Here is a 19,142-nt window from a genome sequence, read left to right on the forward strand (position 1 = left end):
AGGGCGGAAAAGCGGCCGAATTGTCGCCCTGGCTTCACACTCGGCGCAACAGAAAGGGCGCCCACCCGAAGGTGGACGCCCTCTCCAGAAAGCAGTTACTAGGCCTCGTTGACCGAGCCGCCTGCGGCGGTGATCTTCTCACGAGCCGCATCGCTGAACTTGTTGGCAGTCACCGACACCTTGACCTTGAGGTCGCCGTTGCCGAGCACCTTCACCAGCTCGTTCTTGCGCACCGCACCCTTGGCAACCAGGGCCTCGATGGTGACGTCGCCACCCTCGGGGAACAGCCGCTCGATGTCGGCCACGTTCACCACCTGGTACTCGGTACGGAAGCGGTTCTTGAAGCCCTTGAGCTTCGGGAGCCGCATGTGGATGGGCATCTGCCCACCCTCGAAGGTCACCGGCACGTTCTTGCGTGCCTTGGTGCCCTTGGTACCGCGACCCGCGGTCTTACCCTTGGACCCCTCACCACGACCGACGCGGGTGCGCTCGGTCTTGGAGCCCGGGGCCGGGCGTAGATGATGCAATTTGATGGTCATTTACTTCACGTCCTCGACGGTGACCAGGTGGCGAACCACCTGGAGCAGGCCGCGGGTCTGCGCGTTGTCCTCACGGACAACGGTCTGGCGAATCTTGCGCAGGCCCAGTGTCTTCAACGATTCGCGCTGCTTCCACCGGGATCCGATGGTGCTGCGCACCTGGGTGATCTTCAGATCAGCCATGGCTGCCTCCCTGTGCTGCCGCAGCTGCGAACTCTGCACGGGCCCGGAGCATGCCGGCCGGTGCCACATCTTCGATGGGCAGACCGCGACGTGCCGCAACCTCTTCGGGGCGCTGCAGCTGCTTGAGCGCCGCGACGGTTGCGTGGACCACGTTGATGGCGTTGTCGCTACCCAGCGACTTGGCCAGGATGTCGTGCACACCAGCGCACTCCAGCACCGCGCGAGCAGCACCACCGGCGATCACACCGGTACCGGCCGAGGCCGGACGCAGCATGACGACACCGGCGGAATCCTCACCCTGAACGGGGTGGACGATGGTGCCGCCGATGAGCGGGACGCGGAAGAAGTTCTTGCGAGCCTCATCCACACCCTTGGCGATAGCGGCCGGAACTTCCTTGGCCTTGCCGTAGCCAACGCCCACCAGGCCGTTACCGTCGCCAACGATCACCAGCGCGGTGAAGCTGAACCGGCGACCACCCTTGACGACCTTGGAGACGCGGTTGATGGTGACAACGCGCTCCAGGTAGTTGCTCTTCTCGGCGTTGTCACGCCCACCACGACGGTCGTCGCGGTTGTCGCGGCGTCCACGGCCGCCATCGCGACCATCGTTGGCGCCGCCCGCATTATCGGGAGCGCCAGAATTGCGCTGCGCCATCATGCATTCCTTCCGTTGAAAGTCACGAACATCAGAACACCAGCCCGTTCTCGCGGGCGGCGTCGGCGAGTGCGGCAATCCGGCCACCGTAGGTGTAGCCACCGCGGTCGAACACCACGGTGTCCACGCCGGCAGCCTTCGCACGCTCGGCGATCAGCTGACCGACCCGAGCGCTGCGCGCCTTCTTGTCGCCGTCCACTGCCTGCACGTCGGGCTCGATGGACGAGGCCGCCGCCAGTGTGGTGCCGGTGAGATCGTTGACCAGCTGCACGTGGATGTGGCGGGCCGAACGGTTGACGACCAGACGAGGCCGTGCGTCCGTACCGGACACCTTCTTGCGCAGACGCGCGTGGCGGCGCAGACGCGAGGTCCGACGCGCCTCCGAAACGCTCTTGCCGACGGGCTCGTGCTGCTTCGCTTCTGTCTTCGTTTGAGCCATGGTCACTTACCTGTCTTTCCGACCTTGCGGCGGATCTGCTCACCCTCGTAGCGAATGCCCTTGCCCTTGTAGGGGTCGGGGCGACGCAGGCGGCGGATGTTGGCCGAGATCTGGCCAACCTTCTGCTTGTCGATTCCGCTGACCGAGAACTTGGTGGGGGTCTCGACCGCGAACGTGATGCCCTCGGGCGCCTCGATCAGCACGGGGTGGCTGTAACCGAGCGCGAACTCCAGGTTCGATCCCTTGGCGACGACGCGGTAACCCACGCCGAAGATCTCCATCTTGGTGGTGTAACCCTGTGTCACACCGGTCACCAGATTGGCGATCAGGGTGCGAGACAGTCCGTGCAGCGAGCGGTTGCGCCGCTCGTCATCGGGACGGGTGACCACGATGGCGCCATCGTCGTTGCGCGACACCGAAATCGGCTCGCTCACTGTCAGTTCGAGTGTGCCCTTGGAACCCTTGACCGAAACGTTCTGGCCGTCGATGTTGACGTCCACTCCGGCGGGAACCAGCACTGGCTGCTTTCCAATACGTGACATGTTTGTAGTCCTCCCCTACCAGACGTACGCGAGGACTTCGCCGCCCACGCCCTGTCGGGACGCCTGACGGTCGGTGAGCAGGCCAGTGGACGTGGAGATGATCGCCACGCCGAGGCCACCGAGAACCTTGGGCAGATTGGTGGATTTTGCGTACACACGCAGACCGGGCTTCGACACGCGTCGCAGGCCAGCGATGCTGCGCTCACGGCTAGGGCCGTACTTGAGCGAGACAACCAGGCTCTTGCCCACGCGGGCGTCCTCGGTGCGGTAATCGGTGATGTAGCCCTCGCGCTTGAGGATCTCGGCGATATTGGCCTTGATCTTCGAGTGCGGCAGGGTCACCTCATCGTGGTATGCCGAGTTGGCATTGCGCAGACGTGTCAGAAAGTCTGCGATCGGATCAGTCATAGTCATGACAGAGTCCATCAACCTTTCTCGCCGCGGTTCCCATACAGCACGCTCGTACCGGTTCCCGTAAAGGGCCTGGTACATCCCGTGGTGGGCCTACTGCGAAGTGATCTTCCGTATCTGACCGGGTTCGGTCAGGGGTCGTGCATCGGTAGTGCTATCCATAGAACCCGAAAGCACGTACCGACCGGCCATGGGCGAGACACAGCCCAGGCAACCGGTCAAGTGTAGGTGGCCTGGACGTACGGACCAAATCGGTGCCGCCGACCGGTCAATCGGTGGGTGTCAGCGTGAACGGCAGCCAGTAGGTACCCGGTCCATCATCCGGGCATCCCGGTGCGCCGACCGTGAATGTGCGCTCACCCGAAAAGCTGCCATCGCCGTTCGGCACCAGGAAGTCGGATCTGGCCGCGATGACCGCGCCGCCGTCGCTGCAGTGAAACGGATAGTCCGAGGACGATTCCCATCGATCGCCGTTCCACCGATAGTCGAACAGCGCGGGTGCATGGGGATTGTCGGCAAGCTCGGCCAGCCGCAACCAATGCGCCACGCACCCCTGCGCGCCACACAGGGTGGTGAAGCTCGCCGCCTGCGTTGAGGGGTCCGAGGCATCCGGCCGGCCCTCGAATGTCTGCCGTGAATGATCCAGGTAGGTGTCGTAGGTGCCGTACAGCGGCACCGGCTCAGGCCGGTCGGCGCGCGCCACCCCGGCGCCAGACAATGCCGCGACGACCGCGAGCACCAACCCGCCGCACCTGCGCATACGTCACTGATAACACAGCACGCACACGACCGGAGCCGAACGATCGAACACGCTCCTCAGATGACACCGAGGGCGACCATCGCGTCGGCGACACGCGTGTATCCGGCCAGGTTGGCGCCGGTCACATAGTTCCCCGGGTCCCCGTAGTGATCCGCGGTTTCGATGCAGGTGGCGTGGATGGATCGCATGATCGACTGCAGGCGGTTTTCGGTCTGCTCGAACGACCATGAGTCGCGGCTGGCGTTCTGCTGCATTTCGAGCGCACTGGTTGCCACTCCACCGGCGTTCGACGCCTTGCCGGGGGCGTACAGCACCCCCGCGTCCTGGAAGTTCTTCACCGCCTCCGGTGTGCAGGGCATGTTGGCGCCCTCGGCGACGAGCTGCACACCGTTGTCGATGAGCCTGCGGGCATCCTTGCCGTCGAGTTCGTTCTGAGTGGCGCACGGCAGCGCGACCTGGCAGGGCACTTCCCAGAGGGTGCCGTCGGTGATCTGGCGCGCTCCCCCGCCGTGCTCGGCGACATACTCGGAGAGCCGGCCCCGCCGGACCTCCTTGATCTCCTTGAGGAGTTCGAGATTCAGGCCCCGCTCGTCCACGATGTAGCCGTCGCTGTCCGAGCAGGCGATGACCTTCGCGCCCAGCTGCTGCGCCTTCTCCACGGCGTAGATCGCGACATTCCCCGCGCCGGACACCACCACTGTCTTCCCGGCCAGCGATTGTGCACGGGTTGCGAGCATCTCCTCGGCGAAAAGTACGACTCCATAGCCGGTGGCTTCGGTGCGCACCTGAGATCCGCCCCAGGGCAACCCCTTACCCGTCAGCACACCGGATTCGTAGCGATTGGTGATGCGCTTGTACTGCCCGAAGAGATACCCGATTTCACGCTGGCCCACGCCGATATCGCCGGCGGGCACATCCGTGTATTCGCCGATGTGCCGATAGAGCTCAGTCATGAAGGACTGACAGAAGCGCATGATTTCGGCGTCGGAGCGGCCCTTGGGATCGAAATCGGATCCGCCCTTGCCGCCGCCGATGGGCAGTCCGGTCAGCGCGTTCTTGAACATCTGCTCGAAGCCAAGGAATTTCACGATCGACAGGTTCACGCTCGGGTGGAAGCGCAGACCACCCTTATAGGGGCCGAGCGCGGAGTTGAACTCCACCCGGTAGCCGCGGTTGATCTCGACAGCGCCATCGTCCCTGATCCATGGGACGCGAAAGATGATCTGCCGCTCTGGCTCACAGATCCGTTCCAGAATCGACCAGCGGTCGTAGTCCGGCGTCTTGCCCACCAGAGGAGTCAGACTGGCCATCACCTCGAAAACAGCCTGCTGAAATTCCGCCTCTCCCGGGTTACGTGCGAGAACGGTTTCGAAACGCGGCTGAAAGACGGGGTGCAAAGCCTCTGGCATACCTAATAGAGTGCACCACAGCACATTTGGCTAACGAGGCGGTATCAAACCGCAAGACTACGCGGCAGGCGCGGGCACGATGGCCAGTGCGTTGCCCTTGATGGTGTAGAAGAACGTGCCCTGCTCGGTCTCCGTCTCGATCACACCGGGTCCGGCAGGCACCGGATGCCCGTCGACGACGCCGACGCGCGACAGCTTCGGGTTGCTACCCGACGCGTGCCAGATCGCCCACTTCCCGTCCTTGACGCGTGCGTCTACCTGAACGAGCAGATCGTCACGCCCGTCCTGATCGATGTCGCGCAACTCGACCGCCGCGCCGTTGAGCCAGCCCTTGAACGGCTCGGAGATCGTCTGCACAACCTTGCCGTCGGCGGTGCGCACCGTGATGGTGGTCGTTGCCCCCTCCGGCTGCGGAGTGCTGGTCTTCTCGAACCGCAGGCCGAGCTGATCAGTGGACTGCAGTACCTCGGGGTCGGCACTGGCCACACCGGGAAGTGCCACAAGGGCCAGCGCTGCGAGCGCTGCCACGCCGGTTGTGCGCAACCGCACCTTGGTGATTTCTCGTCGACCCTGCGAGACCTGCATCGGTGTGTCCATTCGTCATAATTTGCTCAGACATGATTTCTTCGACCCCTCTCGCTGCCCAACCCTCCAGATCAGCGAGTTTGTCGAGCCACTGCCGGACTATCAGCAATGCGGCATCACAAAGGTATACCAGCTGGACCACCGTCGCTAACTCAGCCGTTCGTTGCGAGATGCACAACACTGCGCAGAGAACTCCTGCACAGGCCACAGCCCCAGAACGTTCCCCACCGCATGACACACGCACAGCGCCGAATCGGCAGCAAAGTATCCGATCACACGACCCGGAATTGAAACGCACGCCGGTCTCGGCTCTCGCGCACCCTCCGGCACAGCAGAGGAGGTTGCTGACTCGGAATCATCTGGGCCGGCGAGGTTGGGCTGGGGTACCGCGTGTCACGTCGTGCTCGTCGACTCACGCACGAGCGTGCTCAGCGATGAGGCGCGTGAATTCCGGCTGCAGTCGTTGAGCTTCGCCCACCGTGATGTGCCCGCCGTCGCGCGCCACCCAGCGCGCACCCAGATTGGTGCGGCATACGCCGCCCGGGCACATCGCTGAACCCAGATCAACGGTGGACACCCCGGGAAGTCCACCGGCGGCACGCTGCTCGGCCGCCATCGCGATGTTCTGCTGGCGCTGAATGTCCGCCAACGCGACGGTGCGGCCACAGTGGGAGGGGGATGTCCAGACCTCGTAACCCGGGCATTTGTACAAATCCCAGTTCACGAAATGCGGCAAGGTATGCACGACGACCACGGGGACCCGCGCCCCCGACAGCTTCTGCAGCACAGCCGCCATCCCCTGCTGCCACAACCGGCCCTTACCGGCATCATCGCCGACCCATTCCTGCGTATCAGGAAGCCGGAAGCGGACATGTTGATCGGCCAGGAAGTAATCGCTTGATGCGGAGGCGATCACCACCAGCCCCGGCCGGACGGCCGCCAGCGCGCTCGTCCAACCCCGCACGAAATCGATGCAGCCGGACGGTGAGGGATCGAGGACGAGCTCAACGAAGGGGCAGGCGGCGTTTGTCGCGAGGATCATCGTCCGGTTTTGCTGTGTCGCCGCCGGGATGAGCGCCTCGGCGAACTGTCCGGCGTTGGAATCACCGACAAGGACGACCGACCGCGAATCGACGTCTCCGCCTCCGGGCCACAGGCAGTCCAGACGAGTCTTTTCGTCATCCGGCATGTTGCCGATGCACCCTCGGACGACATCCAGATGGGCCGCTCGCTGCGCACGCGCGTCACGAATCGCGGGTGTGGCTATCTGTGCGGCACCGAATGTCACCACCGAAACGAGCACCGCCAATCCGACGGAGGTCGCCGCGAGCCGCGGCGCCCGAAGATCGGCCAGCTTTCGACCCGCGCGAATCGGATCTTCGACGTAGCGCTTCGACAACCAGGCCGGAAGCAGCGAGAGCACGCCCGCACAGGGCACCACCCACCGATACTCGGCACTCAACAGATTGTTGGTGAAGACGATGACCGGCCAGTGCCACAGGTACCAGCTATAGGACAAGTCCCCGATCCATTGCATCGGCGCCGAGGACAGCACCCAGCCGATGGGCTGCTGCACCGACACCGACCCCGCGACGATCAGCAGGCCCGAGCCCAGCACCGGGACCAGCGCGTTGATTCCCGGAAACGGGTCCGTCGCCGATATCCCGACGGCGCCCCACAGGACACCGGCCGCACCCAGGACGGCGATCGGCAACGCCGCCCTACTGCTCCATCGGCGTATCCGGCTCTCCCCCAGCGCGATCAGCGCACCGACACCGAATTCCCATGCGCGCGTGGGCGAGCTGTAAAACGAGAATGCCGCGTTGTGCGCGTGAAAAGGGAGACCATCGCTGGCCGTCAGGTAGATCGCGAGCAGCAGCGATGCCACCGACAGCGCCAGAAGCAGCGAGAACGTGACGACCAGCCGACTGGCCCGCCGCCGCGTTGCCACATAGGCGGCCAGCACCATCAGGCCCGGGAATATCAGGTAGAACTGCTCCTCGACTGCCAGCGACCAGGTGTGCAGGAAGGGATTCATCGCCGCCGGCGCGGCGAAGTAGCCCGAGGGTTCCAGGAAAAGCACCGCGTTCGAGACGAACAACGCCGCGGCCGCGGCGGTTCGCGCCGCGACCTGCATTGACCCCAGCGGACTTTGGATGACGGCGGTCACCGGGAGCACCACGATAATCAGGAGCGCGAGCGCGGGCAGCAGACGCCGCACCCGGCGTGCGTAGAAGCGCCGCACGTTGATGCGCCCCGCCCGATCGGTCTCACGCAGCAGCAGTCGGGTGATCACGAATCCAGAGATCACGAAGAAGACGTCGACACCGACGAATCCGCCGGAGACGGGCAGACCGCTGTGATAGGCGACGACAAGGAGAACGGCTACCGCCCGCAACCCTTGAATGTCGCGACGGCGGTCAACCACCGGCCGATTCTAGATGACGAGCGTTTCCAGATTCGCCTGGAGCAGCCGCTACCGCCAGTAACCGCACTGATGGGTGCTGGCGAAACCTTCTCCCGGCTGTGGCGTTGGCGGCGCCAGGCGCAGGAACGCACCTCCGGATAGATATTTGGGCCATTCAGGTTGGCCGTCACCGTTCGGATTCCCGGTCTTCACGAACTGTGTCCAGTACTGGATCATTCGTGTGGACAGGGCAGCGGATTCCTGACTCAACGACCTCGACAGATCGAACAGATATCCCAATTCCGAACCGTGCGAGGCCCCCAGCGGCAACGGCGCGTCCCGGTACTGCTGATCTACCGGCGCGGCAGGGTCGGCGAATTCGTAGGCGTACACCGGCGTCTTTCTGGCCAACGCCTCGGCCAGACCGAGGGTCGGGCACGCGTAGCTGTTATCGGTGTCGATCGCCGCGAGCGCGGCGAGCACATTTCCACCGAACCCGGACAGGGGATATCTCCGTGCGAGTTCGGCAGCCCTGTCCGCGTACTTGCTTTCGAGCACGCGCTGATACTCCTCGGCGGTACTCGGCACGGGCTTGTGCTGGTACTGCTGTGCCTCAAACACCGTGGCCTCGTTGGCATTGCTGCCGATGAGGACAGGGACGGGCGAGGCCAAGCCGCTGGTGAACGCATCCAGTGGCGGCGCCGGAAGCTCTGGCGTCCCGGTCACCGGGCTCACCGGCAGCCCTATGCCGGTGAACTGCGGCGAATCCCGCAGCGCGTCGACCGATAGTGCGCGCAAGCAACCGGCGGTGCCGGGCCCGGCCGGACAACCCACCTCGGCCGCGTAGGCCGCACTATCGCGGACGGCAGAAGAGACCGGGGCCTGCGCCTGGCATGGAGCGCTCTCCATGATCGCGGATCGGAACAGCCCGGCGGCGCTCGGCGCCACCATCAGGTCGCACACCGATACCCCGCCCGCTGATTGGCCGCCGATGGTTACCTGCCCGGGATCGCCTCCGAACGCGGCGATGTTGTCGCGCACCCATCGCAACGCGGCCTCCTGATCCAGCAGCCCGTAGTTGCCGATCACATCGGACAGACCCGGAGTAGCCAAGAACCCCAACGTCCCTAGTCGGTAGTTGATGGTGACGACGGCGATTCCGCCCTCGGCGGCCAGCTTTCGCGCGTTGTAGCCGACACCATTACCGGAGATGAATGCGCCGCCGTGAATCCACACCAGCACCGGCACTTTCCCCTGGGTGTGCCGCGGCATGGTGACGTTGAGAACCAGGCAGTCCTCGTTCTGGGTCAGATCGCTCTCGGCTCCCGGCTGCGGGCATTCGACGCCGGGGCCCGTCGCATCACGGGTATCCGACCACGGCGCGACAGGCTCCGGCGCGGTGAATCGTCGCGCGCCGACCGGTGGCGCCGCATAAGGGATGGCGGTGAAGACACGTACTTCGTCGTCGGTGTGCCCACGCACGGCACCCGCGCGGGTGTTGACGATCGTCGGATCCGCGGCCGTGGTGGGGCTGCACGACACCACAGCGGCCACGAGTGCAACCAGCACAACCAACAACCGCGGCATCACGTCACGCTTCACTGGCACGGCCGCAAGCGTAATGGCCGTGGAGCCCGGCAGGGCTTCACGGCCATTACAGAGACGCCAATAGGCCGGGACTCGAAAGTCCCGGCCTATGGTGCAGAGGTTTACCAGCTGCTCTTGCGGATGCCGGGCAGCTCGCCGGCGTGTGCCATCTCCCGCAAGCAGATTCGGCACAGGCCGAACTTGCGGAACACGGCGTGCGGGCGTCCACACCGGTTGCACCGGGTGTACCCGCGTACCGCGAACTTAGGCTTCTTGTTGGCCTTATTGACCAGCGCAGTCTTCGCCATTACTTCTTCGCTCCCTGCTCAAGTTCTTTGAAGGGGAAGCCGAGTTGCCGCAGCAGCGCCCGCCCCTCGTCGTCGGTGGTCGCCGAGGTGACGACGGTGATGTCCATGCCCCGCGGACGGTCAATGGAGTCCACGTCGATCTCGTGGAACATCGACTGCTCGGTGAGACCGAAAGTGTAGTTGCCCTTGCCGTCGAACTGCTTGGGCGACAGGCCGCGGAAGTCGCGGATACGCGGCAGCGCGATGGACACGAGGCGGTCCAGGAACTCCCACATGCGGTCTCCGCGCAGCGTGACGCGGGCACCGATCGGCATGCCTTCACGCAGCTTGAACTGTGCGATGGACTTGCGAGCCTTGCGGATCTCCGGCTTCTGGCCCGTAATAGCGGCCAGGTCGGTGACGGCGCCGTTGATGAGCTTGGCGTCACGCGCGGCGTCACCCACACCCATGTTGACGACGACCTTCACGACGCCCGGGATCTGCATCACGTTGGCGTACTTGAACTCTTCGTTCAGCGCGGTCTTGATCTCTTCGCGGTAGCGAGCCTTCAGACGGGGCTGAGTGTTTTCGGTGGTGGTCATCAGATGTCCTTCCCGTTGCGGCGGGAGATACGGACCTTCTTGCCGGTCTCTTCGTCGATGCGGTAGCCGATACGGGTCGGCTTGCCGTCGGAGTCGATCACCATCACGTTCGATACGTGGATGGCGGCCTCCTGGGTAACAATCCCGCCGGACTGCGCGCCACGCTCATTGGCCGACTGCGCGGTGTGCTTCTTGATACGGTTCACGCCCTCGACGAGGACACGGTTGCGCTCCGGGTAGGCCGCGATGACCTTACCCTTGGCGCCCTTGTCCTTGCCGGCGATGACGAGAACGTTGTCGCCCTTGTGCACCTTCATTTACAGCACCTCCGGGGCGAGCGAAACGATCTTCATGAACTTCTTGTCGCGAAGCTCGCGACCGACGGGCCCGAAGATGCGGGTACCACGCGGGTCGTTGTCGGCCTTGATGATGACGGCAGCGTTCTCATCGAACTTGATGTAGCTGCCATCCGGGCGGCGACGCTCTTTGACGGTACGGACTATGACGGCCTTGACGACGTCACCACGCTTGACGGTGCCTCCGGGGACGGCGTCCTTGACGGTCGCCACAATGATGTCCCCGATCCCGGCGTAGCGTCGCGACGAGCCACCGAGCACGCGGATGCACAAGATCTCCTTGGCACCGGTGTTGTCGGCGACCTTCAGCCGTGACTCCTGCTGAATCACTGGTCTCTCCTACGTGACCTGGAAGTGGATGTGTGCCGGATTCCGACCCGACACACGCGGTCATGTTGTCTCCAGGGCACGCGTCATCCCCGGTTTTCACCTGGTGGGAATGCCTACCTGCCCCCGGGCGCCAAGCACCCACAAGACAACCGCCCTAGTGTAGGCGAACCTGCAGGTCGGATACAAATCCGCGCCGCTTCGCGCACTCCCCTCGCCGAGCACTCTATCGCTGGAACGCCGAGCCCTGCTCGCGGTCCAGGTAGGTCTCCGACTTGTTGGTAAGGAAGAACAGGTAGACCACCAGGGAAATCGCGATGCACACCGTGACGTACCCGATGAACAACGGCACCTGACCGTGTTCCTTGAGGGTTTGGTAGATCAGGGGCGCCGTCCCGCCGAACACCGAGTTCGCCAGCGCGTAGCCCACACCTACGCCGAGTGCGCGCACATGAGACGGAAACAGTTCGGACTTAACCAGTGCATTGATGGAGGTGTATCCGGTCAAGATCACGTAGGCGCCGGCCACCAACAGAAATGACGCGATGGGCGACCGCGTCTGGGGCAGGTACGCGATGAGGACATAGGTGTAGATGAGTCCCCCGAAGCCGAACCACAGCAGCAGCGGCCTGCGGCCCACCTTGTCGCTGATGATCCCGCCGATGGGTTGCAGCAGCATCAGGAAGATGAGTCCCGCCAAGTTGATCCAGGTGGCGGTCATGGCCTGGTCCTTGTAGGCGGTCTTGACGATCGCCGGCGCGTTGACGCTGTAGGTGTAGAACGCGAGGGTGCCGCCCATCGTGATGAGGAAGCACAGCACCAGTGGTCGCCAGTACCGAGTGAGCAGCTCCCGCATCGACCCGGAACTGGTGTCCTCACCAGCCTTGATGGCCGCCAGCTGTTCGTCGCTGAGCGATTCGTCCATGGTGCGCCGCAACCAGTACACGACTATCGCGGCCACACCTCCCACGGCAAAGGCTATGCGCCAACCGAATTCGTGAACCTGCTCCTTGTCGAAGACCGTCAGAATGATCAGCAGCGTGAATTGGGCAAGCACATGGCCGCCCACCAGCGTCACGTACTGGAACGACGAGAAGAAACCGCGCCGCTCACGGGTGGCGGCCTCGGACATGTAGGTGGCCGAGGTGCCGTACTCGCCACCGGTCGCGAAACCCTGGACCAGTCTGCACAGGATCAGCACGATCGGCGCGGCCATTCCGATGCTGGTGCGCGAGGGCACCAGGGCGATGACCATGGAGCAGGCCGCCATCAACGAGACGCTGATGGTCAGCGCGGCACGGCGGCCGTGCCGGTCGGCGAACCTGCCGAAGAACCACGAGCCCACTGGCCGGGTGATGAACGTGACCGCGAAGATCGCGTACACGTACACCGTCGAGTTCTGGTCGGCCTCATCGAAGAATTGCTTCTCGAAGTACATCGCGAAGACGGTGTAGACGTAGACGTCGTACCACTCGACGAGGTTGCCGGACGACCCTCTGATGGTGTTCCAGATGGCGCGGCGAGTGTCCGCCCGGCCCGAAGGAGTTGGCGTGTCAGCAGTCGAAACGGTCATGCAGGCTTACTGACCACCGGATGCCGGACCCGGCGGCGGGCCGTGCCGACCTGGATCGGGCGCAGGGATGCTGCTGGTCGATGCCACTGCCGCAGGAGCATCGGGCGCCGGGCCGTCGGTCGCCGGCATCATCCACGCCGGCGCCTTTCGCGTCGGTGTCGCCGCTACCGGCTTTGGTGTGGACGACGAGGGCTCCGGCGCAGCGGACGAGGTGGGCGGTGTCGTCGTTCCGCTCAACGGCTGGGCGCTCTTGGACGTTGAAGCCGGGGCGCCGGAAGTGCTCGTGGAACTGCTGCTGGAAGCGGCCGCCGCGCTACTGCTGGCAGCGACGGCGGTCAGGCGGCTGGCGACGAAATCGGCGGCACGATCGGCCGACCCGTCCGATTTGTACTGCATGTGCGGACCCAGCCCGCCGCCGGCCGGATCACAGATCCCGTCACCGGGGTTGCAGATGTCGATGACCTTGCCGCGCTGGTCATCCCTGATCTCCAGGTCCAGATTCATGCCGGCAACCTGCCAGTTCTTGGGGTTCCCGATCAATACGATTGCGGCGACACGCTTTTCAAGATCGGCCGGAAGCGGATTATTGAAAGTAAGCCCCGTCCCGTTCTTACCGAACAGCACGTCGACGACCGCCGCGCCCTGGGAAAAGCCCCCGAGCACGAACTGGGTGTTCGGGCAGTTCCGCGCCACTTCCTGGACGTGGAAGCTCATGTCATTGGCTCCGTCGCCGGCACGGACCCAGTCGAAGCTTGCCGGATAGTTGACCGCATAGATCTCGACGTTCTTACCGGGGAGCCGATCAACGATTTCGTCGGTGACCGCCTTCCCGACATCGCCGAGCCCGGGTGTGTCGTTGGTCCCGCGCGCGAAGGACACATCCACATCGGGACAGCCCGCCGCGCGAGCGGTTGGAGAGCTCTCCGTGTGTGTGGCGAGCACCGCGGCGGCCGCCGCGGACACCGCGAAAATCGAAACCCCGACCGATCCACGCTTGACGTATCGGTTCATTCGTCCAGCGTAGACAGGTCTGCCCGCACATTGACAGAAGTTGGCGGCATCCGAAAACGACTCTTACCGGCCCCTTACTCGCACCTAATCCGCGTGGCGGAGTCCCCGCGTGCCTTGCCCACTCAGCGGGCACCGCCGTCACCCGAAACTGAAACACGTTCTACTCTTATGTGGTGGACGTGACATACGAGGGCACCAAGAAAGAACTGGCCACCGATCAGGGCGTGCTGCGCTATCACGAGGCCGGCGAGGGCGAGCCGCTGATCTTGCTGCACGGCTCCGGCCCCGGTGTGACGGGATGGCGCAATTACCGCGGGAACCTCGAGGTTTTCGCCAAGCACTTCCATACCTACGTCTTGGAGTTTCCCGGGTTCGGCGTCAGCGATGCCGTGCAGGGACACCCCGTCCTGACGGCCGGCGCCTCGGTGATCCGGTTCATGGACGGCCTCGGTATCGAGTCCGCCGCCATCGTCGGAAACTCGATGGGCGGAGTCGTCGGCATCAATCTGGCGATCAAGCACCCCGACCGCGTCACCAAGCTCGTCACCATCGGCGGTGTCGGACCGAACATCTTCAGCCCGAGCCCCAGCGAGGGCCTGCGCCTGCTGCAGGAGTTCACCGACAACCCCGACCGCGACAAGCTGGTCCGCTGGCTCAACTCGATGGTGTGGAACCCCGCCGTCGTCACCGAGGAGCTCATCGAGGAGCGTTGGGAAGCCGCGATCAATCCGGATGCACATAAGACCGCGCAGCTGATGTACGGCTCCAAAGCCTTTGCGATGCAACAGCAGTTCCTCGCGAACGCCGATATCGCGCCGTACTGGGCGATGATGCACAAGATCAAGTGCCCGACCCTGCTCACCTGGGGCCGCGATGACAGAGTCAGCCCGCCGGACATGGCGATCGTGCCGATGCGACTCATCCCCAACGCCGAACTGCATATCTTCCCCAACAGCGGCCACTGGGTGATGATCGAAGCCAAGCAGGCCTTCGAGCAGACCGTCGTGGACTTCCTGCGCCGCTAAACGCTCAATGCGCGGAGCTACTCCCCCAAAGCAAAAAGCGCGCCGCCCCTTTCGGGAACGGCGCGCTTTTTGCGTATCTGCTTACTTGGCCTTTTCGAGAACCTCGACCAGGCGCCACCGCTTGGTGGCCGACGTCGGACGAGTCTCCATCAGCGAGACGCGGTCGCCGACACCGGCGTCACCGTTCTCGTCGTGGGCCTTGACCTTCGACGTGGTGCGGATGATCTTGCCGTACAGGGCGTGCCGTGCACGGGACTCGAGCTCGACCACGATGGTCTTCTGCATCTTGTCCGAGACGACGTAACCGATGGCGGTCTTACGACGCCCACGCGGCTGCTCGGTGGCCGGGGTGTGCTTAGGCCCGGCGGCCTTCTTGGTCTCGCTCACTTGCTGTCCTCGCTATCGGGTCCTGCGGCCAATCCGAGCTCGCGCTCACGCATTACCGTGTAGATGCGCGCGATCTCCTGGCGCACCGCACGCAGCCGACGGTTGTTGGCGAGCTGACCGGTGGCCATCTGGAAGCGCAGATTGAACAGCTCTTCCTTGGACTCACGCAGCTTGGTGATCAGCTCGTCCTCGTTGCTTTCCCGCAGTTCGCCAGCGGAAATTCCCACTGCCATCAGAACTGCTCCTCTCGTGTGATGATGCGCGCCTTGATCGGCAGCTTGTGGATCGCGCGCGTCAAAGCTTCGCGGGCGGTCTCCTCGTTCGGGTAGCTCAACTCGAACAGCACACGACCGGGCTTGACGTTCGCAACCCACCACTCCGGCGAACCCTTACCGGAACCCATGCGGGTTTCGGCAGGCTTCTTGGTCAGCGGGCGGTCCGGGAAGATGTTGATCCAGACCTTGCCGCCACGCTTGATGTGCCGGTTGATGGCGATACGAGCGGACTCGATCTGCCGGTTCGTGATGTATGCATGGCCCAGCGCCTGAATGCCGTAGTCACCGAAGGCAACAGTGGTACCGCCCGAGGCGGTGCCCTTCTTCTTCGGGTGATGCTGCTTGCGGTGCTTGACCTTACGGGGAATCAGCATGTTTAGCTCTCCGTGGTTTCTGCGGACGGCGCGCTAGCACCGTCCGAGGCAGGGGTCTCTGCGGCGGCACGGCCGGCCTCGGTGCTCGTCGCGGTGGTACCCGATGCGCCGCTACGACGCGGACGGGCACCGGCCGGACGCTCACGGCGCGGACGGTCACCGGCAGGCGCGGCCACCGCGGCGGCGAGCTCACGCTTGCCACCGACGATGTCGCCCTTGTAGATCCAGACCTTCACGCCGATCCGGCCGAAGGTGGTCTTGGCTTCGTACAGGCCGTAGTCGATATCGGCACGCAGCGTGTGCAGCGGCACCCGACCCTCGCGGTAGAACTCCGAGCGGCTCATCTCAGCACCGCCGAGGCGGCCCGAGCACTGCACCCGGATGCCCTTGACGTTCGGCTGACGCATGGCCGACTGGATGGCCTTGCGCATCGCGCGCCGGAACGCCACACGATTCGAGAGCTGCTCGGCGACACCCTGGGCAACCAGCTGTGCCTCAGCCTCGGGATTCTTCACCTCGAGGATGTTCAGCTGCACCTGCTTCTTGGTCAGCTTCTCCAGGTCGGCGCGGATGCGGTCGGCCTCGGTGCCACGACGGCCGATGACGATGCCGGGACGCGCGGTGTGGATGTCGACGCGAACCCGGTCACGGGTGCGCTCGATCTCCACCTTGGCGATGCCGGCACGCTCCAGGCCAGTGGCCAGCAGGCGGCGGATCGCCACGTCTTCCTTGACATAGTCCGCGTACTGCTTGTCGGCGTACCAGCGGGACTTCCAGTCGGTGGTGATACCGAGCCGGAAACCGTGCGGATTGATCTTCTGGCCCACTAGCGCGAGCCTCCCTTCGCCTCAGCGGTGGTCTTGTTGGCGGCAGCCTTCGAGCCCTCGGCCCGGCGGGCACGAGCGGCGGCCTGTGAAGTTCCGGCCTTACCGCCCTTCTCGGACTTGGGACGGCTCTCCACCACCACGGTGATGTGGCTGGTGCGCTTGCGGATCCGGAACGCACGACCCTGCGCGCGGGGACGGATGCGCTTAGCGGTCGGGCCCTCGTCGGCGAAGATCTCCGACACCACCAGGGTGGAGGGATCCAGACCGTCGTTGTTCTGCGCGTTGGCGGCAGCGCTGGCGATGACCTTGGCCACCGGCTCGCTGGCCGCCTGCGGTGCCCACCGCAGGATGTCGATGGCGACGGCGACAGGCTTGCCGCGCACCAAGTCAATGACCCGGCGTGCCTTGGTCGGCGAGACCCGCACGAACCGTGCAACGGCCTTGGCCGATGGGTATTCAGTCGTTGTAGTCATTAGCGCCGCTTGCTCTTTCGGTCGTCCTTGATATGACCCTTGAAGGTCCGCGTCGGGGCGAACTCGCCCAGCTTGTGACCGACCATCGCTTCGGTGACGAAGACGGGAACGTGCTTGCGCCCGTCATGCACCGCGAAGGTGTGGCCGATGAAGTCGGGGATGATGGTCGACCGACGCGACCAGGTCTTGATGACCTGCTTGGTGTTCTTCTCGTTCTGTACGTCGACCTTCTTGAGCAGATGGTCGTCGATGAACGGGCCCTTCTTAAGGCTGCGTGGCATCGCTTACTCCTAGCGCTTCTTGCCGGTGCGCCGGCGACGGACGATGAGCTTGTCGCTCGCCTTGTTCGGCTTGCGGGTGCGGCCTTCGGGCTTGCCCCACGGGCTCACCGGGTGACGACCACCGGAGGTCTTACCTTCACCACCACCGTGCGGGTGGTCGACCGGGTTCATCACGACACCACGGACAGTGGGGCGCTTGCCCTTCCACCGCATACGGCCGGCCTTACCCCAGTTGATGTTGCCCTGCTCGGCGTTGCCGACCTCGCCGACGGTGGCGCGGCAGCGCACGTCGACACGGCGGATCTCACCGCTGGGCATACGCAGGGAGGCGTAAGCGCCTTCCTTGCCCAGCAGCTGGATACCGGCACCGGCAGAGCGGGCCATCTTGGCTCCACCACCGGGACGCAGCTCGACGGCGTGCACGGTGGTACCCGTCGGGATATTGCGCAACGGCAGGTTGTTGCCCGGCTTGATGTCGGCGTTGGCGCCCGACTCCACCACGTCACCCTGCGAAAGCCCGACCGGCGCGATGATGTAACGCTTCTCGCCATCCAGGAAGTGCAGCAGCGCGATGCGCGCGGTGCGGTTGGGGTCGTACTCGATGTGCGCGACCTTGGCGTTGACGCCGTCCTTGTCGTGGCGACGGAAATCAATCAGCCGGTAGGCACGCTTGTGGCCGCCACCCTTGTGACGAGTGGTGATGCGGCCGTGGGCGTTACGACCACCGGTGCCGTGCAGCGGGCGAACCAGCGACTTCTCGGGAGTCGAGCGAGTGATCTCCGAGAAATCGGCGACGCTCGAGCCGCGGCGACCGGGGGTCGTCGGCTTGTACTTGCGAATAGCCATGTCTTCTCTAGTCCTCTACTCCCCGACTACGCGGGGGCTCCAAACAGGTCGATCGGCTTGCTGCCCGGTGCCAGGGTGACGATGGCGCGCTTGGTGCTCTTGCGCTGTCCGAAACCGGTGCGGGTGCGCTTGCGCTTGCCCTGCCGGTTGGCGGTGTTCACCGAGGAGACCTTGACGCTGAAGATCTGCTCGATGGCGATCTTGATCTGCGTCTTGTTCGAGTCCGGGTGGACAACGAAGGTGTACACGTTGTCTTCGATCAACGAGTACGACTTCTCCGAGATCACCGGGGCCAGGATGATGTCGCGGGGGTCAGCGATGGTTGCCATCAGGCCGACACCTCCTCTTTCTTCTTGGCGTTGATGAAGCCGTTGAGGGCCTCGACGCTGAACACCAGGTCATCGGCCTTCAGCACGTCATAGGTGTTGAGCTGGTCGTAGGCCAGCACATGCACGTTCGGCAGGTTCCGGACGCTCTTGACCGAAGTCAGATCGTCGCGGCCCAGCACCACCAGCACCTGCTTGCGGTCGGTGATCTCGGCCAGGAACGCCTTGGCGCTCTTGGTCGAGGGCTCCTGCCCGGCAACCAGTTCAGTGATGGCGTGGATCCGGCCGTTGCGAGCCCGGTCAGACAGCGCACCGCGCAGGGCGGCGGCGATCATCTTCTTGGGCGTCCGCTGGCTGTAGTCACGCGGCTGCGGGCCGTGGACAACGCCACCACCGGCGAACTGCGGGGCGCGGGTCGAACCCTGACGGGCACGGCCGGTTCCCTTCTGCCGGTAGGGCTTCTTGCCACCACCGGACACCAGACCACGCGTCTTGGTGGAGTGGGTGCCCTGACGGCCTGCGGCCAGCTGAGCGGTCACCACCTGGTGCAGCAGCGCGATATTGGCTGGGGCGTCGAACAATTCGGCCGGCAGCTCGATGGAGCCGTCCGTCTTGCCACCCGGAGCCTTGACTGCGATCTTCAAAAAATCCTCAG

At 64.5% G+C, this 19,142-nt stretch carries 27 protein-coding genes; 1 reads left to right on the plus strand and 26 read right to left on the minus strand.

The features are described 5' to 3' along the window. Positions 1–98 precede the first annotated feature (98 nt). The 17 genes from rplO to B4400_RS02770 form a co-directional block, all read right to left on the minus strand. Positions 99–539: a 50S ribosomal protein L15 gene (gene rplO / locus B4400_RS02685; RefSeq protein ID WP_078288379.1), complete on the minus strand. Its 441-nt coding sequence runs from the start codon at positions 537–539 to the stop codon at positions 99–101. Further along, on the minus strand, positions 540–722 hold the full coding sequence (gene rpmD, locus B4400_RS02690) for a 50S ribosomal protein L30 (RefSeq protein ID WP_070938530.1): 183 nt from the start codon (positions 720–722) through the stop codon (positions 540–542). Beyond that, entirely contained in the window at positions 715–1,380 is a 666-nt protein-coding gene (rpsE, locus tag B4400_RS02695; RefSeq protein ID WP_078308566.1) for a 30S ribosomal protein S5, read from the minus strand. Before rpsE ends, rpmD begins: the two co-directional genes overlap by 8 nt. Before the next feature lie 28 nt (positions 1,381–1,408). Then, entirely contained in the window at positions 1,409–1,816 is a 408-nt protein-coding gene (gene rplR / locus B4400_RS02700) for a 50S ribosomal protein L18 (protein WP_078288380.1), read from the minus strand. Between the two features lie 2 nt (positions 1,817–1,818). Beyond that, positions 1,819–2,358, minus strand: coding sequence for a 50S ribosomal protein L6 (gene rplF, locus B4400_RS02705; RefSeq protein ID WP_078288381.1), 540 nt, complete (start codon positions 2,356–2,358; stop codon positions 1,819–1,821). 15 nt (positions 2,359–2,373) lie between these two features. Further along, positions 2,374–2,772, minus strand: a complete 399-nt coding sequence (gene rpsH, locus B4400_RS02710) for a 30S ribosomal protein S8 (RefSeq protein ID WP_078288382.1) — start codon at positions 2,770–2,772, stop codon at positions 2,374–2,376. A gap of 265 nt (positions 2,773–3,037) precedes the next feature. Beyond that, positions 3,038–3,529 carry an MBOE_33420 family protein gene (locus B4400_RS02720; protein ID WP_078308565.1) on the minus strand — a complete coding sequence of 164 codons (492 nt, stop codon included), beginning with the start codon at positions 3,527–3,529 and terminating at the stop codon, positions 3,038–3,040. Positions 3,530–3,585: 56 nt separating this feature from the next. After that, a complete protein-coding gene (gene gdhA, locus B4400_RS02725; RefSeq protein ID WP_078308564.1) occupies positions 3,586–4,938 on the minus strand; it encodes an NADP-specific glutamate dehydrogenase in 1,353 nt (450 codons plus the stop codon). 57 nt (positions 4,939–4,995) lie between these two features. Then, a complete protein-coding gene (locus tag B4400_RS02730) occupies positions 4,996–5,523 on the minus strand; it encodes a hypothetical protein (RefSeq protein WP_078308973.1) in 528 nt (175 codons plus the stop codon). A 412-nt stretch (positions 5,524–5,935) separates the two neighbouring features. Further along, positions 5,936–7,951 carry an acyltransferase family protein gene (locus B4400_RS02735; protein WP_078308563.1) on the minus strand — a complete coding sequence of 672 codons (2,016 nt, stop codon included), beginning with the start codon at positions 7,949–7,951 and terminating at the stop codon, positions 5,936–5,938. A 48-nt stretch (positions 7,952–7,999) separates the two neighbouring features. Then, positions 8,000–9,517, minus strand: coding sequence for a carboxylesterase/lipase family protein (locus B4400_RS02740; protein ID WP_078308972.1), 1,518 nt, complete (start codon positions 9,515–9,517; stop codon positions 8,000–8,002). A 122-nt stretch (positions 9,518–9,639) separates the two neighbouring features. Further along, on the minus strand, positions 9,640–9,825 hold the full coding sequence (locus B4400_RS02745; protein WP_078297704.1) for a type Z 30S ribosomal protein S14: 186 nt from the start codon (positions 9,823–9,825) through the stop codon (positions 9,640–9,642). Next, positions 9,825–10,406 (minus strand): 50S ribosomal protein L5, encoded by a 582-nt coding sequence (gene rplE, locus B4400_RS02750; RefSeq protein ID WP_078288386.1) that lies wholly within the window; start codon positions 10,404–10,406, stop codon positions 9,825–9,827. Before rplE ends, B4400_RS02745 begins: the two co-directional genes overlap by 1 nt. After that, entirely contained in the window at positions 10,406–10,723 is a 318-nt protein-coding gene (gene rplX / locus B4400_RS02755) for a 50S ribosomal protein L24 (RefSeq protein WP_078288387.1), read from the minus strand. The genes rplE and rplX overlap by 1 nt, the downstream gene beginning before the upstream one ends. Then, positions 10,724–11,092, minus strand: a complete 369-nt coding sequence (gene rplN / locus B4400_RS02760) for a 50S ribosomal protein L14 (RefSeq protein ID WP_078288388.1) — start codon at positions 11,090–11,092, stop codon at positions 10,724–10,726. It lies immediately after the preceding gene. Positions 11,093–11,315: 223 nt separating this feature from the next. Next, positions 11,316–12,662, minus strand: a complete 1,347-nt coding sequence (locus B4400_RS02765) for an MFS transporter (RefSeq protein ID WP_078308513.1) — start codon at positions 12,660–12,662, stop codon at positions 11,316–11,318. 6 nt (positions 12,663–12,668) lie between these two features. Continuing rightward, entirely contained in the window at positions 12,669–13,673 is a 1,005-nt protein-coding gene (locus B4400_RS02770; RefSeq protein ID WP_078308512.1) for a cutinase family protein, read from the minus strand. A gap of 173 nt (positions 13,674–13,846) precedes the next feature. Between B4400_RS02770 and B4400_RS02775 the strand changes: the two genes are divergently transcribed. Then, positions 13,847–14,698 carry an alpha/beta fold hydrolase gene (locus B4400_RS02775; protein ID WP_078308562.1) on the plus strand — a complete coding sequence of 284 codons (852 nt, stop codon included), beginning with the start codon at positions 13,847–13,849 and terminating at the stop codon, positions 14,696–14,698. Positions 14,699–14,779: 81 nt separating this feature from the next. Here the strand turns inward: B4400_RS02775 and rpsQ are convergent, their stop codons facing one another. From rpsQ to rplD, 9 genes are read right to left on the minus strand one after another with little or no spacing between them, the layout of a single operon-like run. Beyond that, positions 14,780–15,085, minus strand: a complete 306-nt coding sequence (gene rpsQ, locus B4400_RS02780) for a 30S ribosomal protein S17 (protein WP_078288393.1) — start codon at positions 15,083–15,085, stop codon at positions 14,780–14,782. Continuing rightward, positions 15,082–15,318 (minus strand): 50S ribosomal protein L29, encoded by a 237-nt coding sequence (rpmC, locus tag B4400_RS02785; protein ID WP_078288394.1) that lies wholly within the window; start codon positions 15,316–15,318, stop codon positions 15,082–15,084. The genes rpsQ and rpmC overlap by 4 nt, the downstream gene beginning before the upstream one ends. Further along, positions 15,318–15,734 (minus strand): 50S ribosomal protein L16, encoded by a 417-nt coding sequence (gene rplP, locus B4400_RS02790; RefSeq protein WP_030096699.1) that lies wholly within the window; start codon positions 15,732–15,734, stop codon positions 15,318–15,320. The genes rpmC and rplP overlap by 1 nt, the downstream gene beginning before the upstream one ends. A 2-nt stretch (positions 15,735–15,736) precedes the next feature. Then, a complete protein-coding gene (rpsC, locus tag B4400_RS02795) occupies positions 15,737–16,561 on the minus strand; it encodes a 30S ribosomal protein S3 (protein WP_078288395.1) in 825 nt (274 codons plus the stop codon). Beyond that, the gene (gene rplV, locus B4400_RS02800; protein WP_078288396.1) at positions 16,561–17,034 is read right to left on the minus strand and encodes a 50S ribosomal protein L22; all 474 of its coding nucleotides are present in this window, start codon (positions 17,032–17,034) and stop codon (positions 16,561–16,563) included. Before rplV ends, rpsC begins: the two co-directional genes overlap by 1 nt. Beyond that, positions 17,034–17,315 (minus strand): 30S ribosomal protein S19, encoded by a 282-nt coding sequence (rpsS, locus tag B4400_RS02805; protein WP_030096696.1) that lies wholly within the window; start codon positions 17,313–17,315, stop codon positions 17,034–17,036. The genes rplV and rpsS overlap by 1 nt, the downstream gene beginning before the upstream one ends. A gap of 9 nt (positions 17,316–17,324) precedes the next feature. After that, the gene (gene rplB, locus B4400_RS02810; RefSeq protein ID WP_078288397.1) at positions 17,325–18,161 is read right to left on the minus strand and encodes a 50S ribosomal protein L2; all 837 of its coding nucleotides are present in this window, start codon (positions 18,159–18,161) and stop codon (positions 17,325–17,327) included. Positions 18,162–18,187: 26 nt separating this feature from the next. Beyond that, the gene (rplW, locus tag B4400_RS02815; protein ID WP_070909387.1) at positions 18,188–18,490 is read right to left on the minus strand and encodes a 50S ribosomal protein L23; all 303 of its coding nucleotides are present in this window, start codon (positions 18,488–18,490) and stop codon (positions 18,188–18,190) included. Further along, positions 18,490–19,131, minus strand: coding sequence for a 50S ribosomal protein L4 (gene rplD / locus B4400_RS02820; protein WP_078308561.1), 642 nt, complete (start codon positions 19,129–19,131; stop codon positions 18,490–18,492). The genes rplW and rplD overlap by 1 nt, the downstream gene beginning before the upstream one ends. Between the last annotated feature and the right edge of the window lie 11 nt (positions 19,132–19,142).

Origin of the sequence: Mycobacterium sp. D16Q13 (assembly GCF_002013375.1) — a bacterium.
GTDB lineage: Bacteria > Actinomycetota > Actinomycetes > Mycobacteriales > Mycobacteriaceae > Mycobacterium.

Excerpts from the sequence above, each read along its gene's own strand:
- rplB (WP_078288397.1), bottom strand. The coding sequence starts at position 18,161 with ATGGCTATTCGCAAGTACAAGCCGACGACCCCCGGTCGCCGCGGCTCG.
- gdhA (WP_078308564.1), bottom strand. The coding sequence starts at position 4,938 with ATGCCAGAGGCTTTGCACCCCGTCTTTCAGCCGCGTTTCGAAACCGTT.
- B4400_RS02745 (WP_078297704.1), bottom strand. The coding sequence starts at position 9,825 with ATGGCGAAGACTGCGCTGGTCAATAAGGCCAACAAGAAGCCTAAGTTC.
- rplW (WP_070909387.1), bottom strand. The coding sequence starts at position 18,490 with ATGGCAACCATCGCTGACCCCCGCGACATCATCCTGGCCCCGGTGATC.
- rplE (WP_078288386.1), bottom strand. The coding sequence starts at position 10,406 with ATGACCACCACCGAAAACACTCAGCCCCGTCTGAAGGCTCGCTACCGC.
- rpsH (WP_078288382.1), bottom strand. The coding sequence starts at position 2,772 with ATGACTATGACTGATCCGATCGCAGACTTTCTGACACGTCTGCGCAAT.
- rpsE (WP_078308566.1), bottom strand. The coding sequence starts at position 1,380 with ATGATGGCGCAGCGCAATTCTGGCGCTCCCGATAATGCGGGCGGCGCC.
- rplO (WP_078288379.1), bottom strand. The coding sequence starts at position 539 with ATGACCATCAAATTGCATCATCTACGCCCGGCCCCGGGCTCCAAGACC.
- B4400_RS02720 (WP_078308565.1), bottom strand. The coding sequence starts at position 3,529 with ATGCGCAGGTGCGGCGGGTTGGTGCTCGCGGTCGTCGCGGCATTGTCT.
- rplX (WP_078288387.1), bottom strand. The coding sequence starts at position 10,723 with ATGAAGGTGCACAAGGGCGACAACGTTCTCGTCATCGCCGGCAAGGAC.
- rplV (WP_078288396.1), bottom strand. The coding sequence starts at position 17,034 with ATGACTACAACGACTGAATACCCATCGGCCAAGGCCGTTGCACGGTTC.
- rpmD (WP_070938530.1), bottom strand. The coding sequence starts at position 722 with ATGGCTGATCTGAAGATCACCCAGGTGCGCAGCACCATCGGATCCCGG.
- rpmC (WP_078288394.1), bottom strand. The coding sequence starts at position 15,318 with ATGGCAGTGGGAATTTCCGCTGGCGAACTGCGGGAAAGCAACGAGGAC.
- rplF (WP_078288381.1), bottom strand. The coding sequence starts at position 2,358 with ATGTCACGTATTGGAAAGCAGCCAGTGCTGGTTCCCGCCGGAGTGGAC.
- B4400_RS02765 (WP_078308513.1), bottom strand. The coding sequence starts at position 12,662 with ATGACCGTTTCGACTGCTGACACGCCAACTCCTTCGGGCCGGGCGGAC.
- rpsS (WP_030096696.1), bottom strand. The coding sequence starts at position 17,315 with ATGCCACGCAGCCTTAAGAAGGGCCCGTTCATCGACGACCATCTGCTC.
- rplP (WP_030096699.1), bottom strand. The coding sequence starts at position 15,734 with ATGCTGATTCCCCGTAAGGTCAAGCACCGCAAGCAGCATCACCCGAAG.
- B4400_RS02740 (WP_078308972.1), bottom strand. The coding sequence starts at position 9,517 with ATGCCGCGGTTGTTGGTTGTGCTGGTTGCACTCGTGGCCGCTGTGGTG.
- rplR (WP_078288380.1), bottom strand. The coding sequence starts at position 1,816 with ATGGCTCAAACGAAGACAGAAGCGAAGCAGCACGAGCCCGTCGGCAAG.
- B4400_RS02770 (WP_078308512.1), bottom strand. The coding sequence starts at position 13,673 with ATGAACCGATACGTCAAGCGTGGATCGGTCGGGGTTTCGATTTTCGCG.
- B4400_RS02730 (WP_078308973.1), bottom strand. The coding sequence starts at position 5,523 with ATGCAGGTCTCGCAGGGTCGACGAGAAATCACCAAGGTGCGGTTGCGC.